Source organism: Salegentibacter sp. BDJ18 (genome assembly GCF_017579965.1).
Lineage (GTDB): Bacteria > Bacteroidota > Bacteroidia > Flavobacteriales > Flavobacteriaceae > Salegentibacter.
Genome location: NZ_JAFLQX010000013.1, coordinates 84,109 through 98,286, shown reverse-complemented (window position 1 = coordinate 98,286; position 14,178 = coordinate 84,109). Strand labels below are relative to the sequence as shown.

Below are 14,178 nucleotides of genomic sequence, written 5' to 3'. Positions count from 1 at the left end.
TCATGAAAATCGCCCTAGTTTTAGGTGCTTTTCCTACCATTTCAGAAACTTTTATTGTCAATCAAATTACTGATTTAATTGACAAAGGTCACGAAGTTTCCATTTTTGCATTTCAAAAAAATAATTGTGAAGTGATTCATCAGGGAGTTCTGGAATATAACTTGTTGGAGAAAACAGTCTATTTTCAAGAAATTCAAATTTCAAAATTTGGCAGATATTTTGATTTTTTAAAATTTATAGTTTTAAACCGTAAACACATAAATTTCTTTAAAATCATCCAAATCTTCAACTTCCAAAGGCATGGAAAAAAAGCCATTAACCTAAGAAATTATACAAAATTTAAATGGATTTTAAATCATGCGTCCTTTGATATAATTCATGTTCATTTTGGGACAAATGCCACTTACATTGCTCAAATGAAAGCTCTAGGCTATTTTGCAAATACCCGATTTATAACATCATTTCATGGATATGATATTAGTCCACATTTAATGAATACTTACCCAAAAAAATATGAGCTCCTGCTTCAGGAAGTTGATCTAATTACGGCAAATACAAAGTACACAAAATCCTTAATTCAGAATTTAACCAATTCTCATAAAATAGAAATTTTACCGGTTGGCCTCGACACAGGCAAATTCAAAAAAAATAGGTTCAACAAAAATCAAGATTTCACAATGTTATTTATTGGAAGGTTAATTGAGTTAAAAGGACCTCATTTAACTGTCGAAATTTTAAATTCACTTGTAAAAAGAGGACATAAAAATATAAAACTTATAATAGTTGGCGAAGGAGAATTGAAAGATCTACTCGTAGAACTTATTGGAAATTATAATCTTCAGGAGAAAGTTAAATTAACCGGAGCTTTATCACAAGAGAGCATTATTGAGCTGATGGAAACCGCAGATGTATTTCTTTTGCCCGGTATTTACGATAAAAATGGACGTGCAGAAACTCAGGGTCTGGTAATTCAGGAAGCACAATCTATGGAATTACCTGTAATTATTTCAGATGTAGGTGGAATGAAATTTGGACTTATAGATCGAAAAACTGGGTTTGTGGTTAAGGAAAAGGATATTGAAGATTTTTCCAATAAAATTGAGCTCTTGATTGAAAATGAATCCTTAAGAACTGAAATGGGTCGGAAAGCCAGAAAATTTGTAGTTGCAAATTATGATTCAAAAATGCTTGGTGAAAGACTTGAAAAACTTTATTATCAAAAACATTTGTAGCTTTAAAGTGTGATTTTTTAATGAAAATCACCGGAATAGAAGCTAATTATTTCGCCACTTGTTTGTACTATGTTTCTTATCTTGCAATCCTAATGCAACCGACTACGTGCAACCACTCGTATCCATTATAATTCCTACTTATAACCGTTCTTCTCTTTTGGGTGAAACTTTAGATTCAGTATTAGCTCAGACTTATACCTATTGGGAATGTATAATAGTGGATGATGGTTCTACAGACTATACCGCAGAATTATTAAAATTTTACTTAAGAAATGACTCCAGAATAAGAGTTCTAAAACGCGAAGATGATCGCTTAAAAGGAGCGAATGCCTGCCGCAATATTGGCTTTGAAAACAGTCTCGGTAAGTTTTTAATTTTTCTTGATTCTGATGATGTTCTTGCTAAAAATTGTCTGGCAGAGAGGGTGAAGGTGGCAGAAAAAATCCCCCAATATTCCTTTTATGTTTTTAAAATGCAATCTTTCCTGTACCATATTGGTGATTTGGATAGAATAATTAATATAAATCGAGAAAATGATGAATCCTATATAGAAATGCTTCTTAAACATAAAATCCCCTGGCCGTTAACTGCCCTATTTATAAAAAGACCATCATTTATTTCTTTCGATGAGGATTTAAAAAGATTTCAGGATGTATTATTTTCATTAAAATTAACAATTTTTAATGATCAGTTTAAAATACTCGATATCCCTCCTGATTGTTTTTATAGAAACGATGCAAATAATAAATTAAAATATAAAAATCCTCAATTTCAAAAAATCATTTTTGAATCGTTTTTAAAATTTTTAAAAATATGTGAAAGGGATATTTTTAATGATTTAAAAGATCCTGTAATTATAAAGAAATACAAAAGTTGTTTAGTAAAAGCTTTTAAAGAATATTTAGTTAGTTATGCTTTTCTTCATAAAAGAGAACACAAAAATTTAATAAATGAAATATTTAAATTTCTGAATAAGAATAACTATTTAACTAATTCCGAAAGATTAAAGCTTTTTGTAGTTAATTTTATTTTTCTGAAAGAGCAGTATATAATAAAAGGAGTTGGCCTTTATCGGCTTTCTCAAATGCTTGCCAAGAAATAATTAAACAATGGTAATACTTATAACAACGCCTTTTTTTAATAACCTTGGAGGAAGTGAACTGGAAATTATTAACACGGCAAACCTGGTTTCTAAACAAAGAAGAGTAAAAAAAGTAATTATTTTTTCTCCTACGTCTGTTAATCTTAGTTTTACTCAAGATATTCATTTAAATAAAAAAATTATTTTTAAGTCTTATCCTAATTGGCTTCAGAAAATAAGATACCATAAAGCTTATAAAAAAGTGTTACGCGATTTTGGTTTGAAAACGGATATCTTAGCAATTCTTTTTTGGAAATGTTTTTTTTGCAAGACCATCCAAGGAATTTATATCCTATCAAAAAGTTCTTCAGATTATTTTCATCCTATTATTGAAACATATAAAAAAAAGAATAGGATAATAATAAAATATACAACAATTCTCTATGGACCCATTTCTGAGTATAGGAGGAATCTTCTAAAAAGCGTAAAGGTCAATGTTGTAACTTCACCAAAGCAGGCAAAACATTTTAAAGATATTCTAGATATTGAAAATGTGGAAACCCAGGAAATAATTATTCGTAAAGAGAATTATGCATTAGAAAACGTTCTAGTTTCGGAAAACTTTGATTTTGATTTTGGCATCATCTCCCGGTTGTCGAGGGAGAAGCAGATAGAACATGCACTTGATCTTATTATTCTATTAAACAGAAAAGGATTTAGAAAAAATTTATTTATTAAGGGAGAAGGGGACCTGGAGTATATTAATGAGTTAAATTCTAAAATCCTAACCAATAACCTGACTGAGCAGGTAGTAATAGAGCATATTCCTGTACACCCCGACAAGGTAATTCAAGAGTTTCCGAGGTTCCGTTGCTTTCTAATTACTTCAAAATTTGAAGGAGGGCCAAACATCGGCCTGGAATTAATGGCGGCTGGTAAGCCAATGATTTCTTATAAGGTAGGAGCCATGGAAGACAGATTAAAAAATTTTCCGCAATTATTAGCTTCTAACCTGGAGGAAATGGTCGAGAAATCTTTAAAAGTTTTAAATGCCCCACATAAGGAGTATATCACGATTTGCAAATCCCTCCAAGAAGAGTATAGTAATAATTACAGGAATATCTACAAAGAAAAAAATATTATCAAAAATTTAGGATTAGAGGATTTAAATTAAATAATGATTTACAAACTTGTCTAATTTTATGAAATGAATATTATTCAGAAAAAGGTAACAATCATTGGTCCTATTGCATATACAGGAGGAAGAGCTGTTGAGGCTCGAGAAATCTTTGAGGCTTTATGTCAATACTATAGAGTTTCAATTCTTTCCACCGAGTCCTATAATTCAGTTATCACCCCAAATTCTCCATTAATTGGAACTGATTATCAATTTCTCGATAAGATAATTCTTGATTCCAATAACAATATTAAATTTCTATCCTATTTATCCTGGATTAAAAATTTTTTTAAGGGTAGACCTGAGCAGTACCTTAATTCTAAAGTAAATAAAAAGTTAGCGGGTTTAATTAATAAGAGAAAATCTGTTATATCTCAAACCGTCGAGAATGCTGACATGATCTTTCTTTTAATGCAAATCAATTCGGAATATTTAAAGGAAATAATTAATTATAGTAAGGCAAACAACACCCCTATAATTTTTCGTCCTACTGGAAAAATCGCAGTAATTCCCGAAAAAATTAAATCTTCCCTACCTCACATAAATAAATTTATTTGTCACTCTCCAAAAAACACTATTCAACTTAAACCATTTAAAAAGAATTTTTCCATTATTGATCAAAATGCATTTCAAGAAGATAAATTGGTCCATTTACCTATAACAATAAACAAACCACTCACTTTTGGCTTCCTGGGAAGATTCTCTTCAGAAAAAGGTGGAATAGAATTAGCGGATTTCTTTTCTTCCCGAACAGAGAAATTTATTATGGCCGGAGATGGTCCGGATAAAGAAAAGATATTGAAAACGATTGAGAGTTCCAATAGCTGCGAATACTATGGAGCAATACTGGTTGATCAAATAGATGAATTTATGGAAAGGATTGATATATTAGTCATTCCGTCAAATGATAGGGAAACAGGACCTTATACTGGAATAGAAGCTATGGCTGCAGGGAAGATCATATTTTCAACCAAAGTAGGGGCTATGGAAGATCGACTTAAAGACACCGCTAATGATTTTTGGTTTGATGTGAATAATCTAAATTCCTTATCAAAATTAATTGAAAGAGTTAATCAATTTAGCAATGAAGAACTTTTAAATATAAGTAGAATAAATAGGGATAAATATTCCAAAAATTATAGAAGAGCAATAATAAGTAATTCTTATTTAGAAGAATGTAAAAAACTTTTAAAGTAAGATGAAAAGTAATCTTGATTTTTGTATTTCAGTTATCATCCCCGTTTATAATGCGGAACTGTATATTGAAAAAGCTATTGATTCGGCAGTAGCCCAGCCGGAAGTCAACGAAGTTATAATTGTGGAGGACGGAAGTAAGGATAATTCTTTAGAAATATGTAAGAAGATAGAATTATATAATAAAAAAGTGCAGGTCTGGCAGCATGAAGATAAAAAAAACCATGGTCGTTCAGCATCAAAAAATTTGGGAATTTCTAAAGCAAATTCACCTTTTATTGCTTTCCTAGATGCCGATGATTACTTCTTACCAAATAGATTTAAATGGGACATTATTAGATTTTTGGAAGATAGTAATACCGATGGGGTGTACAATGCAATAGGGGCTAAATTTTACCGGAAAGCAAATGTTGGAGAAGAAGAAAAGTTTAAACTTACAACCATAACAGCACCAATCCAACCCGAGCTTCTATTTAGGTTAATGTACCCCATTGGGCATTTGGGATACTTTTCAGGAATTGGATTAACAGTAAAAAAATCTTTGCTTCATAAGACAGGATATTTTAATGAGAGTTTAGTAGTAGCAGAAGATACCGAGTTATGGGTAAAAATGGCGTTAATGGGTAAGTTAGTTGCCGGACAAATTTTAGAGCCGGTTGCAATAAGAGGAATACATGATGATAATGTATCTTTTAAAAAAGAATCACTTTATAAGATATATAATCAAAAAATGTTTGAAAATCTGTTGACTTGGTCTTTCCTGAATCAAATTCCGGCTATTAAAAGAAAAATTTTGTGGGAAAGGTCCTGTAGAACCAAGAAAGCTATTTCTTCATCATCTGAGTTAACAGCCTTTATTCTAAAGAAGTTAATCAAATACCCGGAGTTGCTTTTATCAAAAGACACTTATCGCTATCTTCCGGTGCTAAGAAGGCTAAAAGAGTATATATCTTGAAAAAGAATTCACCCATAGTTAGTATAATAATCCCAGTATTTAACCAGGCAATACTCATAAAAAAAACTTTACAATCTATTGCTTCTCAATCGTATTTAGATTGGGAATGTATAATTGTTGATGACGGCTCAAATGACAAATCGGTGTTATTTATTCGGGAATTCTGCAAGAAGAATCCTCAGTTTAATTTTTTTCAACCACTTTTCAAAAATAAAAAAGGTGCTAATGCCTGCCGCAATTATGGATTCCAAAAATCAACAGGTAAATATATTCAATGGTTTGATGCCGATGATTTAATGCATCCCGATTTCTTAAAATTGAAACAGGAAAAGTTAGAGAATTCTAACATTGATTTTGTAGTTTGCGAAGGAGAATACTTTAAGGGCAGTATTAAAAATATTGTTGGAAAATGGGATAATCTTCAATCGACAAATCCCATTGTGGACCATGCCTTAGGAAAAATTAACTTTCAGACCAATGCTCCAATGTTTAAGCGAACCTTTTTAGAAGGCAAAAAGCTCTGGAATGAAAAATTGCTACGAAAACAAGATTATGAATTCTTTTCCAGATTACTCGCCAAAAAACCTACATATGAAGTAATAAATAAATCCTTGTTTTATTATAGAGTCCACGAAAAAAGTATTAACGGAAGAGCTGAAAACAAATCTCTTTCCTCATTAATAAAAGCAGATCTTTTAGTATTCAATAATGTGAAAGAAGAAGCGGAAAGATTACAAATCATTCAGCAAGTGAGACAACATTTTTTACGGAAGACGATTGCCAGGATAAAAAATGCAATGAAAAATTCAAATCCTAAAGCCGTGTTGCTCGGTATACTATCTTTAACTCAATTTATAGATCTTCCTTATTTAAAAAATTACTTCCGAGTAAATTAATAAAAGGATATTTAAAAATGCTATATGCGAAAAGGTTATAATCCTTATAAGGACACCCCTCTGGAGGAAACAAAATTTTCTCATCAGGTGGTGATTCCTGTATATATTCCACATCACCATGGATATTTTGAAGATGTTTTCAAATTATTAAAACTCTGTTTAAAATCCCTTTTCAAAACCTCTCACTCAAAAACTTTTATTTGTGTTGTTGATAACGGCAGTTGTAGAGAGGTAAACGATTACCTTCGGAACCTACTTCTCACCCAGCAAGTACAGGAATTAATTACAACAGAAAACATTGGTAAGTTAAACGCAATAATTAAAGGAGTTGGAGGTCATGATATTCCATTAGTTACAATAACAGATGCTGATATTCTATTTTTAAGTGGTTGGCAATCTGAGACAGTAAAAGTATTTAATTCTATTCCAAAAGCAGGGATTGTAGGACTTATTCCCCAATTTTTGACTTATCAGGATAAAAGTGAAAATGTACTTTATGAATTATTATGGGATGAGAATCTTCAATTCGTTGAAGTAAAAAATGCTAAAGCGCTGGCAGCTTTTTATAAAAGTATTGGCTGGAAGCCCAATTATCCGAAGGCCAGGTTAAAATATACCTTGGGGCTTAAAGCTCAAAATGGGCATACTACCAATGTAGGATCAGGACACGCAGTAGCTACTTACAGAAGAGAATTGTTTAACCTGAATTTCCCTTTATATAATGATTTTCAAATGGGTGGTGGAAGTGAGCAGATACTGGATAGCCTTGCAATAAAAAATGGCTGTTACCGTCTTACCACTTATGACAATTACGCATATCATTTGGGCAATGTTTACGAAGACTGGATGGAGAAAATCTTAATTTCTCAGGAACGAACGGAAGAAAACCCAACTTTAAATCTAGGAAATATCCAGGTAAGGCAGCCGGGTTTGTTTGCTCAATTCAAAGAAAAATTAATGAAGAAAGCTCTCAAGAGCCATAAAATAAGGATGCTATTTTTAAAACATAAAGGATTACCCAAAGAGGTGAGAAAATCTTTCTAGAAATGGTGTATTACGGAGACTTTTCAATTTTCATTACAACAAAAGATCGTTTGCCAGAGCTTAAATACACTCTTAATTTGCTGGAACCATATTTAAAAAAGGGGGTGCATTTAAGTGTCTGCGATGATGGTTCGGTAGATGGAACTTATGAATATCTTCAAAAATTTTATCCCTCGGCATCAATTTTCAGGAACGAAGTGAGTAAAGGCCTCATATTTTCTAGAAATGAACTACTAAAACAGGTTAATACTAAATATGCAATCTCTTTAGATGATGACCTAAATTTTTTAACCCAAGATCCTTTTCGTATTATTCAATCTCATTTTGAAAAAGAAAAAGCTTGTGCAGTAGCAAGTTTCAGGATTTTTTGGAGTGAGAACCAGCCCTCCACCACTATCTCTAAAGATAGACCTCATCGTGTTAGAAACTACGCAGGGGGTGCTCACGCAATACGAATGCAAGCGTGGAAGAAGATCCCGAATTATCCTGCTTGGTTTATCTTTTATGGGGAAGAAGAATTTGCTTCCTATCATTTTTTTAAGAAAGGCTGGGAAATTCATTACCTGCCTCAGGTACTTACTCATCATCGTGTAAACAATAAAGAGAGAAAGAAAAACAGGGATTATACCCTAAGACTAAGGCGTTCTCTACGTTCTGGGTGGTATTTATATTTCCTATTCTTACCCTGGAAAGAAATTCCAAAAAAACTTTCTTATTCAATTTGGATGCAACTTAAACTTAAAATAGCTGGTGGCGATTTACATTCTCTTGCAGCTATGTCTTTGGCACTAAAAGATGTTGTACAAAATTTTATTAAATTGCTTAAGAATAGAAGCGCTTTAACCCAGAAACAATTCAACCAATATCAACAATTACCTCCGGTAAAGCTCTATTGGAAACCTACAGATGAAATATCTAATTAAAAGAATATATAATTTGGTAATCCCTGTAGAGATGAAGAAAAAATTGTCATCAGCTATTGCCAGAAGAAAAAATAAAGCAAATCTAATAAAACTGAGAAAAAATATTCTCTCTTTTTATGATTCTCAACCAAATGTTACTGCAGAGCAATTAGAAATTGTGCAGTTTCTTAAAGTTAATCCGCTAAAAGTTTTCCCTTATCAATTTACAGAAAATTATGACAAGCAAAAAGTTCAGATTTATTACGACGAAGACCAGGATTTGAAATATGTAATTCACGAAAAGAAAAGACTTTATTTCAAAAGAAGAATGAGTGAAAACGGGATTAAATCGCTTTACAACGGTTTATTAATTGACCAGGATGATGCATCCCCCCATAAATATCTTAATTCAATATTTAGTGTAAATAAAAATGATGTAGTTGTTGATGCAGGAGCTGCTGAAGGGAATTTTTCCTTAAGTGTAATAGATAAAGTAGACAAAATCTATCTCTTCGAGTCAGATCCGGAATGGATTGAACCCTTAAAAGCCACTTTTGAACCCTGGAAGAACAAAGTGGAAATTATACAAAAACTCGTTTCTAATGAAAGCAAAGAAACAAGCATAGCATTGGACGACTTTTACTTGAATAACCCCTTCACTTTTGTGAAAGCAGACATTGAGGGAGACGAAAATAAACTTCTGGAAGGTCTTCAGAAAACTCTACAAAGCCCGTTTCATCTCAAGATTGCTGTCTGTACATATCATAAACAGGATGATTTTCAAGTGTTTTCAGAATTACTGAGAAACCATCAATATAAAATTAATACGCCGAACGGTTATATGATCTTTTATTATGATAAAAACATAAAAGCTCCGTTTTTAAGAAGAGGACTAATAAGAGCCTGGAAAGATGCCTGAAAAAAAGAATATTGCAATTTTAACAACCGTAGCTAATTTTGACCTTTACAAAAAGACATCTGTTTTATTTCCTAAAGACATTTCCCGCTTTGTAATTGATGGCACAAATGGAATGCATAGCCTTCATAGCATATTTTATATGTTTAAAAAGTTAAAAGGGAAAGAAATTGACTGGCTAATAATGGCAGATGAAGATGTTATTTTTGCAGATAATTCAAAAGTATTTGAACTAATTAATTATATGGCTCTGAATAAGTACTCTGTTTGTGGAGTGAGGGATGGAGGAATGATTTCTCATCGAAATCAAAATCCTCATTCAATTAACACATTTTTCTCAATCCTACATTTTTCTGAAATAGAAAAGGTTTTTAATCTCAAAGAAATTAAAACCAACCATTATATATCTGCAAAAGAATTTAAAGACGATCTAAAACACTTGAATTTTGGTCATGCAGTAGATAGCTTATATGAACCTTACTACGGCTTCTATTTTTGGTTAAGACGTAAAAATTTTAAGTTTCTTTTTTTAAAGGCTGAAATGCCATTTCAAGAAGATAACATTACAAATTCTGTGTTTATGCCTAACGGGGATTTACTGCTTTACCACACTTGGTATGCAAGGACCTACGGGAGTAACAAGAAACACACAGCCCGCATTGATAAGGTTTTGGAAAAGACAACTCAACAACAGAAAAATACTGTAGATCCCGTAATTTTTAAGGACAGGTTTTTTGCTTTAAAAGAGTACTGTAAAAAAACCATCAGAAAAATAAAAATAAAGCTAAAAAACTAATTGCACCAATACTTTAATTACACACTGGAAAGGAAGCTACAGTATAGCGCTTATTATAATGATGCAATAAAAGTGATAGATATGGTGATATTTTAAATTCCAAAGTGAACTCAAAAAAAGAAATTGAACTAATTCATCAACTTATTTGCTCAATTTTAAAGAATACAAACTTCATAAAAAGGATTAAACGGTATCAATAAAATTCTTTTCTGTACGGTTAAAAACTATTAGTCCAATCAAAAACAATATAACAGCTATAAACAAGGTATAGGAAAATCCAAACCAGGTAAAAGTACCGGTATTTAGGATCATATATCTAAAGCCTTCAATTATGTGAGTAAGAGGGTTATATTGCACTATCCAGGCAAAATCGGGCATTTTTTCTGAAACTTCGCTTAATGGATAGGGAACTGCTGAAATATACATTAACAAACTGGTGGCAAAACCAATTAGTACGGTTAAATCCCTATATTTTGTTGTAAAAGCAGAGATCGTCATTCCTGCACCCAAACCCAGTAAGGCCATCATTAATACATAAACCGGAAATAAAAAGATATTAGAATTAGGACTTAACTCAGCACCTTTAAATAAAAAATAGAAATAGAAAACAATTAATATTATCAGCTGAATTCCAAATTTAAACAAATTAGAAATTACAGTCTTTAAAGGCATAATTACTCTGGGAAAATAGACCTTTCCGAAAATTCCCGCATTTGAGGTAAAGGTGTTTGAAGTTCCTGTGAGACATTGGTTAAAATAGTTCCAGGCGGTGATCCCGGTAAGATTAAAAAGAAAGGCAGGTACATTTCCGGTGGGAATACTGGCTATATTATTAAACACCAGGGTAAAGATCACAGAAGTAAAGAGGGGTTGGATAAAATACCACAGTGGACCTAAAATGGTTTGCTTATATACGGTCACAATATCCCGCTTAACAAAGAGGATCAGCAAATCTCGATACCGCCATATCTCTTTAAAATTAAGATCAATAAGCTTACGCTTTGGGGTTATTTCGTAAAGCCAGTCCTCGTTTCCTTCTGTCACGATATAGTTTGCAATTTATAGTGGTTGCTAAAATACGAAGTTTGAAGAATTGTAGAATAAATGAAGGAAAAAGTTTTCGATTTCATTTTTTAGCTCTCAGTTTTGGTTGTTGAATGAAAGTGAAACGAATATTATTTCACTAAAATTGCTATTTTAGCTCGACTTATGGTTTTTCAGTTTTGAATTCTCAGATATAGCAACACAACAAACGGCAAACAACAAACAATGTAGATATGTTTATAATTGCAGAAATAGGTCAGGCCCATGAAGGTAGTTTGGGAATTGCTCATTCTTACATAGATGCTCTTGCAAAAACGGGTGTAGATGCTGTTAAATTCCAGATTCATATTGCAGAGGCTGAAAGCAGTGAATACGAACCTTTCAGGATTAAATTCTCTACTCAGGACAAAATCAGGTTTGAGTACTGGAAAAGGATGGAGTTTACTCCTGAACAATGGCAGGAACTTAAATTACACTGCGATGAAACTGGGATTGAATTTCTTGCTTCCCCTTTCAGTAATGCAGCGGTGGATCTTATGGAGAAACTGGAGGTTAAACGATATAAGATAGGATCGGGAGAAGTAAACAATTTCCTGATGCTGGAAAAAATCACCAGGACAGGTAAACCAGTGATTGTTTCTTCCGGAATGAGCTCTTTTGAAGAGCTGGACTGTACTGTAGAATTTCTAAAGAAGAAAGTAGTTGATTATTCTATTCTACAATGCACAACGGCTTACCCTACTCAGCCGCAAAATTATGGCCTGAATGTTATCGGCGAATTGAAAGAAAGATATAATGTTCCGGTTGGCTATTCAGATCATTCAGGAAAAATTGAAACCTGCATTGCTGCTACCGCTTTAGGAGCAGAAATTTTGGAGTTTCATGCTGTATTTAGTAGAGATATGTTTGGTCCCGACACTAGTTCCTCTCTGGAATTGAATGAAATAAAACAACTTGTTTCCGCAGTAAAAAAAATTCAGTTTGCACAAGTAAATCCAATTAACAAAAATGACAATTCCGCATTTAGTGAATTAAAAAGTATTTTTGAAAAATCACTTGCAACAAATAAAGCGCTGCCTGCAGGCCATGTTCTCACTTTCAATGACCTGGAAACAAAAAAACCAAAAGGGTATGGTATTGCAGCTTCGGAATTTGAGAAGGTATTGGGTAAAAAGTTAAAGAGGGATCTTGAAAAATGGGAGTTTTTAAAAGAGGAGGATATTAGATAAAAACTCGGTTTGCCAATTTTTGAGTTATGGGTTTTAGATTTTTCTGTTATCAGTTTATGTTTGTAGTTTTTTATGGTTCTAGCGTCTACCAACTATATACTATCAACTGATTTAAGAAAAAATCATCATTGCGAAGGATGACCGACTGAAGCAATCTTTCCAAATTATACAAAAAAACTTCATTCAAAAAATTACCGCGCTCCTTCGTCGCTCGTAATGACGAAGAGAAACAAGGCCAAGAATAAAGGCAAAATCCCCATCATTGCACTGGAGGAACGACTGAAGCAATTTGTTCAACCGAAAAACTTATAAAATAAGATTACCACGCTCCTGCGTCGCTCGTAATGACGAAAAGAAACAAGAATAAAGAGAAAATGTTGTTCATTCTTGGCTATTCAGTTTCCAGTGTGGCAACCCAGTGGTAAAAACAAAAACAATAAAACGGCATTTCACAACAGATTTGCTATTTTAGCGATACCAGCCTTCCAACCAAATGAAGGAGTTCTAGAAATTAACTGATAACCCACAACTGACAACCGAAAATGCCCAAAAGAAAAATATGTGTTGTTGTTACCGCCAGGCCTTCTTACAGCAGGGTAAAAACTGCACTCACGGCAATAAAGGAGCATCCAGAGCTGGAGCTTCAATTGGTAATTGCAGGATCAGCTTTATTAGATCGCTATGGAAACGCGGTAGATTTTATTGAAAGAGATGGTTTTGAAATCGCTGCAAAAGTATTTATGGTACTGGAAGGAGAAAACCCTACTACCATGGCTAAAACAACAGGGCTGGGAGTTATGGAACTTACCAATGTATTTTACAACCTAAAACCCGACGCCGTACTTACCATTGGTGATAGGTTTGAGACAATCGCAACTTCTATCGCCGCAGCCTATCAAAATATTCCCTTGGTGCATATCCAGGGAGGAGAGGTTACAGGAAGCATTGATGAAAAAGTAAGACATGCTAACACCAAATTAGCTGACCTCCATCTAGTAGCTTCAGAAGACGCCCGGGAACGTGTAATAAAACTGGGAGAAATCCCTGAAAAGGTAATCAACACCGGCTGCCCTTCAATAGATTTGGCTAAAGAAATATTGGAAAATCCCGAACTGGATTTTGATCCTATTGAAAAATACGGGGGTGTGGGTACTAAACTCAACTGGAAAACAGGTTATATTGTAGTTATGCAGCATCCGGTTACTACCGAATATCAACAGGCAAAATCACATATAACCGAAACTTTAAAGGCCATAAAAAAATTAGACCTACCAACTTTCTGGTTTTGGCCAAATGTAGATGCAGGATCTGATGGGACATCTAATGCAATACGATCTTTCCGGGAACTTGAAAAGCCGGAAAACATTCATTTTTTTAAAAATATGGAGCCAACAGATTTCTTAAGGCTCTTAAAGAATTCTAAAGTTTTAGTGGGCAATTCAAGTGCAGGGTTAAGGGAGTGTGCATATTTGGGAGTACCGGTGGTTAATATTGGAAACCGACAATTTCGCCGAAATCGAGCCAACAATGTCACCGATGTATACTATAATTTAGATGAAATTTTAGAAGCTACTGAAAGCGCAATCCAAACCGAACATTTTGTATCTTCTGGAATCTACGGAAATGGAGATTCAGGAAAAAAGATTGCTAATATTTTAGCCACTTCAGAATTAACATATAGTAAAACTATTACCTATTAAAAACCTGCTTCA

13 protein-coding genes are annotated in these 14,178 nt (G+C 33.2%); 12 read left to right on the top strand and 1 reads right to left on the bottom strand.

Annotated elements, in window-relative coordinates:
- The first annotated feature begins 2 nt into the window (after positions 1–2).
- The 10 genes from J0871_RS07610 to J0871_RS07565 all read left to right on the top strand — a co-directional run bounded on the left by J0871_RS07610 (position 3) and on the right by J0871_RS07565 (position 10,193).
- The gene (locus J0871_RS07610) at positions 3–1,232 is read left to right on the top strand and encodes a glycosyltransferase (RefSeq protein ID WP_208224633.1); all 1,230 of its coding nucleotides are present in this window, start codon (positions 3–5) and stop codon (positions 1,230–1,232) included.
- A 106-nt stretch (positions 1,233–1,338) separates the two neighbouring features.
- The gene (locus tag J0871_RS07605) at positions 1,339–2,334 is read left to right on the top strand and encodes a glycosyltransferase family 2 protein (RefSeq protein WP_346014336.1); all 996 of its coding nucleotides are present in this window, start codon (positions 1,339–1,341) and stop codon (positions 2,332–2,334) included.
- 259 nt (positions 2,335–2,593) lie between these two features.
- Positions 2,594–3,487, top strand: a complete 894-nt coding sequence (locus J0871_RS07600) for a glycosyltransferase (protein ID WP_208224628.1) — start codon at positions 2,594–2,596, stop codon at positions 3,485–3,487.
- A 33-nt stretch (positions 3,488–3,520) separates the two neighbouring features.
- Positions 3,521–4,687 carry a glycosyltransferase gene (locus J0871_RS07595; protein ID WP_208224626.1) on the top strand — a complete coding sequence of 389 codons (1,167 nt, stop codon included), beginning with the start codon at positions 3,521–3,523 and terminating at the stop codon, positions 4,685–4,687.
- Between the two features lies 1 nt (position 4,688).
- The gene (locus J0871_RS07590; RefSeq protein WP_208224623.1) at positions 4,689–5,639 is read left to right on the top strand and encodes a glycosyltransferase family 2 protein; all 951 of its coding nucleotides are present in this window, start codon (positions 4,689–4,691) and stop codon (positions 5,637–5,639) included.
- Positions 5,636–6,535: a glycosyltransferase family 2 protein gene (locus J0871_RS07585; RefSeq protein ID WP_208224621.1), complete on the top strand. Its 900-nt coding sequence runs from the start codon at positions 5,636–5,638 to the stop codon at positions 6,533–6,535. Before J0871_RS07590 ends, J0871_RS07585 begins: the two co-directional genes overlap by 4 nt.
- A 24-nt stretch (positions 6,536–6,559) precedes the next feature.
- Positions 6,560–7,579 (top strand): glycosyltransferase, encoded by a 1,020-nt coding sequence (locus tag J0871_RS07580; RefSeq protein ID WP_208224619.1) that lies wholly within the window; start codon positions 6,560–6,562, stop codon positions 7,577–7,579.
- Positions 7,580–7,581: 2 nt separating this feature from the next.
- A complete protein-coding gene (locus J0871_RS07575) occupies positions 7,582–8,502 on the top strand; it encodes a glycosyltransferase family A protein (protein ID WP_208224617.1) in 921 nt (306 codons plus the stop codon).
- Positions 8,503–8,533: 31 nt separating this feature from the next.
- Positions 8,534–9,400, top strand: coding sequence for an FkbM family methyltransferase (locus J0871_RS07570; protein ID WP_208224615.1), 867 nt, complete (start codon positions 8,534–8,536; stop codon positions 9,398–9,400).
- Positions 9,393–10,193, top strand: a complete 801-nt coding sequence (locus J0871_RS07565; protein WP_208224613.1) for a hypothetical protein — start codon at positions 9,393–9,395, stop codon at positions 10,191–10,193. Before J0871_RS07570 ends, J0871_RS07565 begins: the two co-directional genes overlap by 8 nt.
- A gap of 183 nt (positions 10,194–10,376) precedes the next feature.
- Here J0871_RS07565 and J0871_RS07560 read toward each other — a convergent pair whose 3' ends face one another.
- Positions 10,377–11,237 (bottom strand): ABC transporter permease, encoded by an 861-nt coding sequence (locus tag J0871_RS07560; protein WP_208224611.1) that lies wholly within the window; start codon positions 11,235–11,237, stop codon positions 10,377–10,379.
- A 233-nt stretch (positions 11,238–11,470) separates the two neighbouring features.
- Here J0871_RS07560 and J0871_RS07555 point away from each other — a divergent pair, with 233 nt between their 5' ends.
- Together J0871_RS07555 and neuC are read left to right on the top strand one after the other, a co-directional pair.
- The gene (locus J0871_RS07555) at positions 11,471–12,466 is read left to right on the top strand and encodes an N-acetylneuraminate synthase family protein (RefSeq protein ID WP_208224609.1); all 996 of its coding nucleotides are present in this window, start codon (positions 11,471–11,473) and stop codon (positions 12,464–12,466) included.
- Between the two features lie 542 nt (positions 12,467–13,008).
- Entirely contained in the window at positions 13,009–14,166 is a 1,158-nt protein-coding gene (gene neuC / locus J0871_RS07550; RefSeq protein ID WP_208224607.1) for a UDP-N-acetylglucosamine 2-epimerase, read from the top strand.
- Positions 14,167–14,178: the final 12 nt, after the last annotated feature.

Excerpts from the sequence above, each read along its gene's own strand:
- J0871_RS07610 (WP_208224633.1), top strand. The coding sequence starts at position 3 with ATGAAAATCGCCCTAGTTTTAGGTGCTTTTCCTACCATTTCAGAAACT.
- J0871_RS07565 (WP_208224613.1), top strand. The coding sequence starts at position 9,393 with ATGCCTGAAAAAAAGAATATTGCAATTTTAACAACCGTAGCTAATTTT.
- J0871_RS07590 (WP_208224623.1), top strand. The coding sequence starts at position 4,689 with ATGAAAAGTAATCTTGATTTTTGTATTTCAGTTATCATCCCCGTTTAT.
- J0871_RS07595 (WP_208224626.1), top strand. The coding sequence starts at position 3,521 with ATGAATATTATTCAGAAAAAGGTAACAATCATTGGTCCTATTGCATAT.
- J0871_RS07580 (WP_208224619.1), top strand. The coding sequence starts at position 6,560 with ATGCGAAAAGGTTATAATCCTTATAAGGACACCCCTCTGGAGGAAACA.
- J0871_RS07555 (WP_208224609.1), top strand. The coding sequence starts at position 11,471 with ATGTTTATAATTGCAGAAATAGGTCAGGCCCATGAAGGTAGTTTGGGA.
- J0871_RS07575 (WP_208224617.1), top strand. The coding sequence starts at position 7,582 with ATGGTGTATTACGGAGACTTTTCAATTTTCATTACAACAAAAGATCGT.
- neuC (WP_208224607.1), top strand. The coding sequence starts at position 13,009 with ATGCCCAAAAGAAAAATATGTGTTGTTGTTACCGCCAGGCCTTCTTAC.
- J0871_RS07570 (WP_208224615.1), top strand. The coding sequence starts at position 8,534 with ATGAAGAAAAAATTGTCATCAGCTATTGCCAGAAGAAAAAATAAAGCA.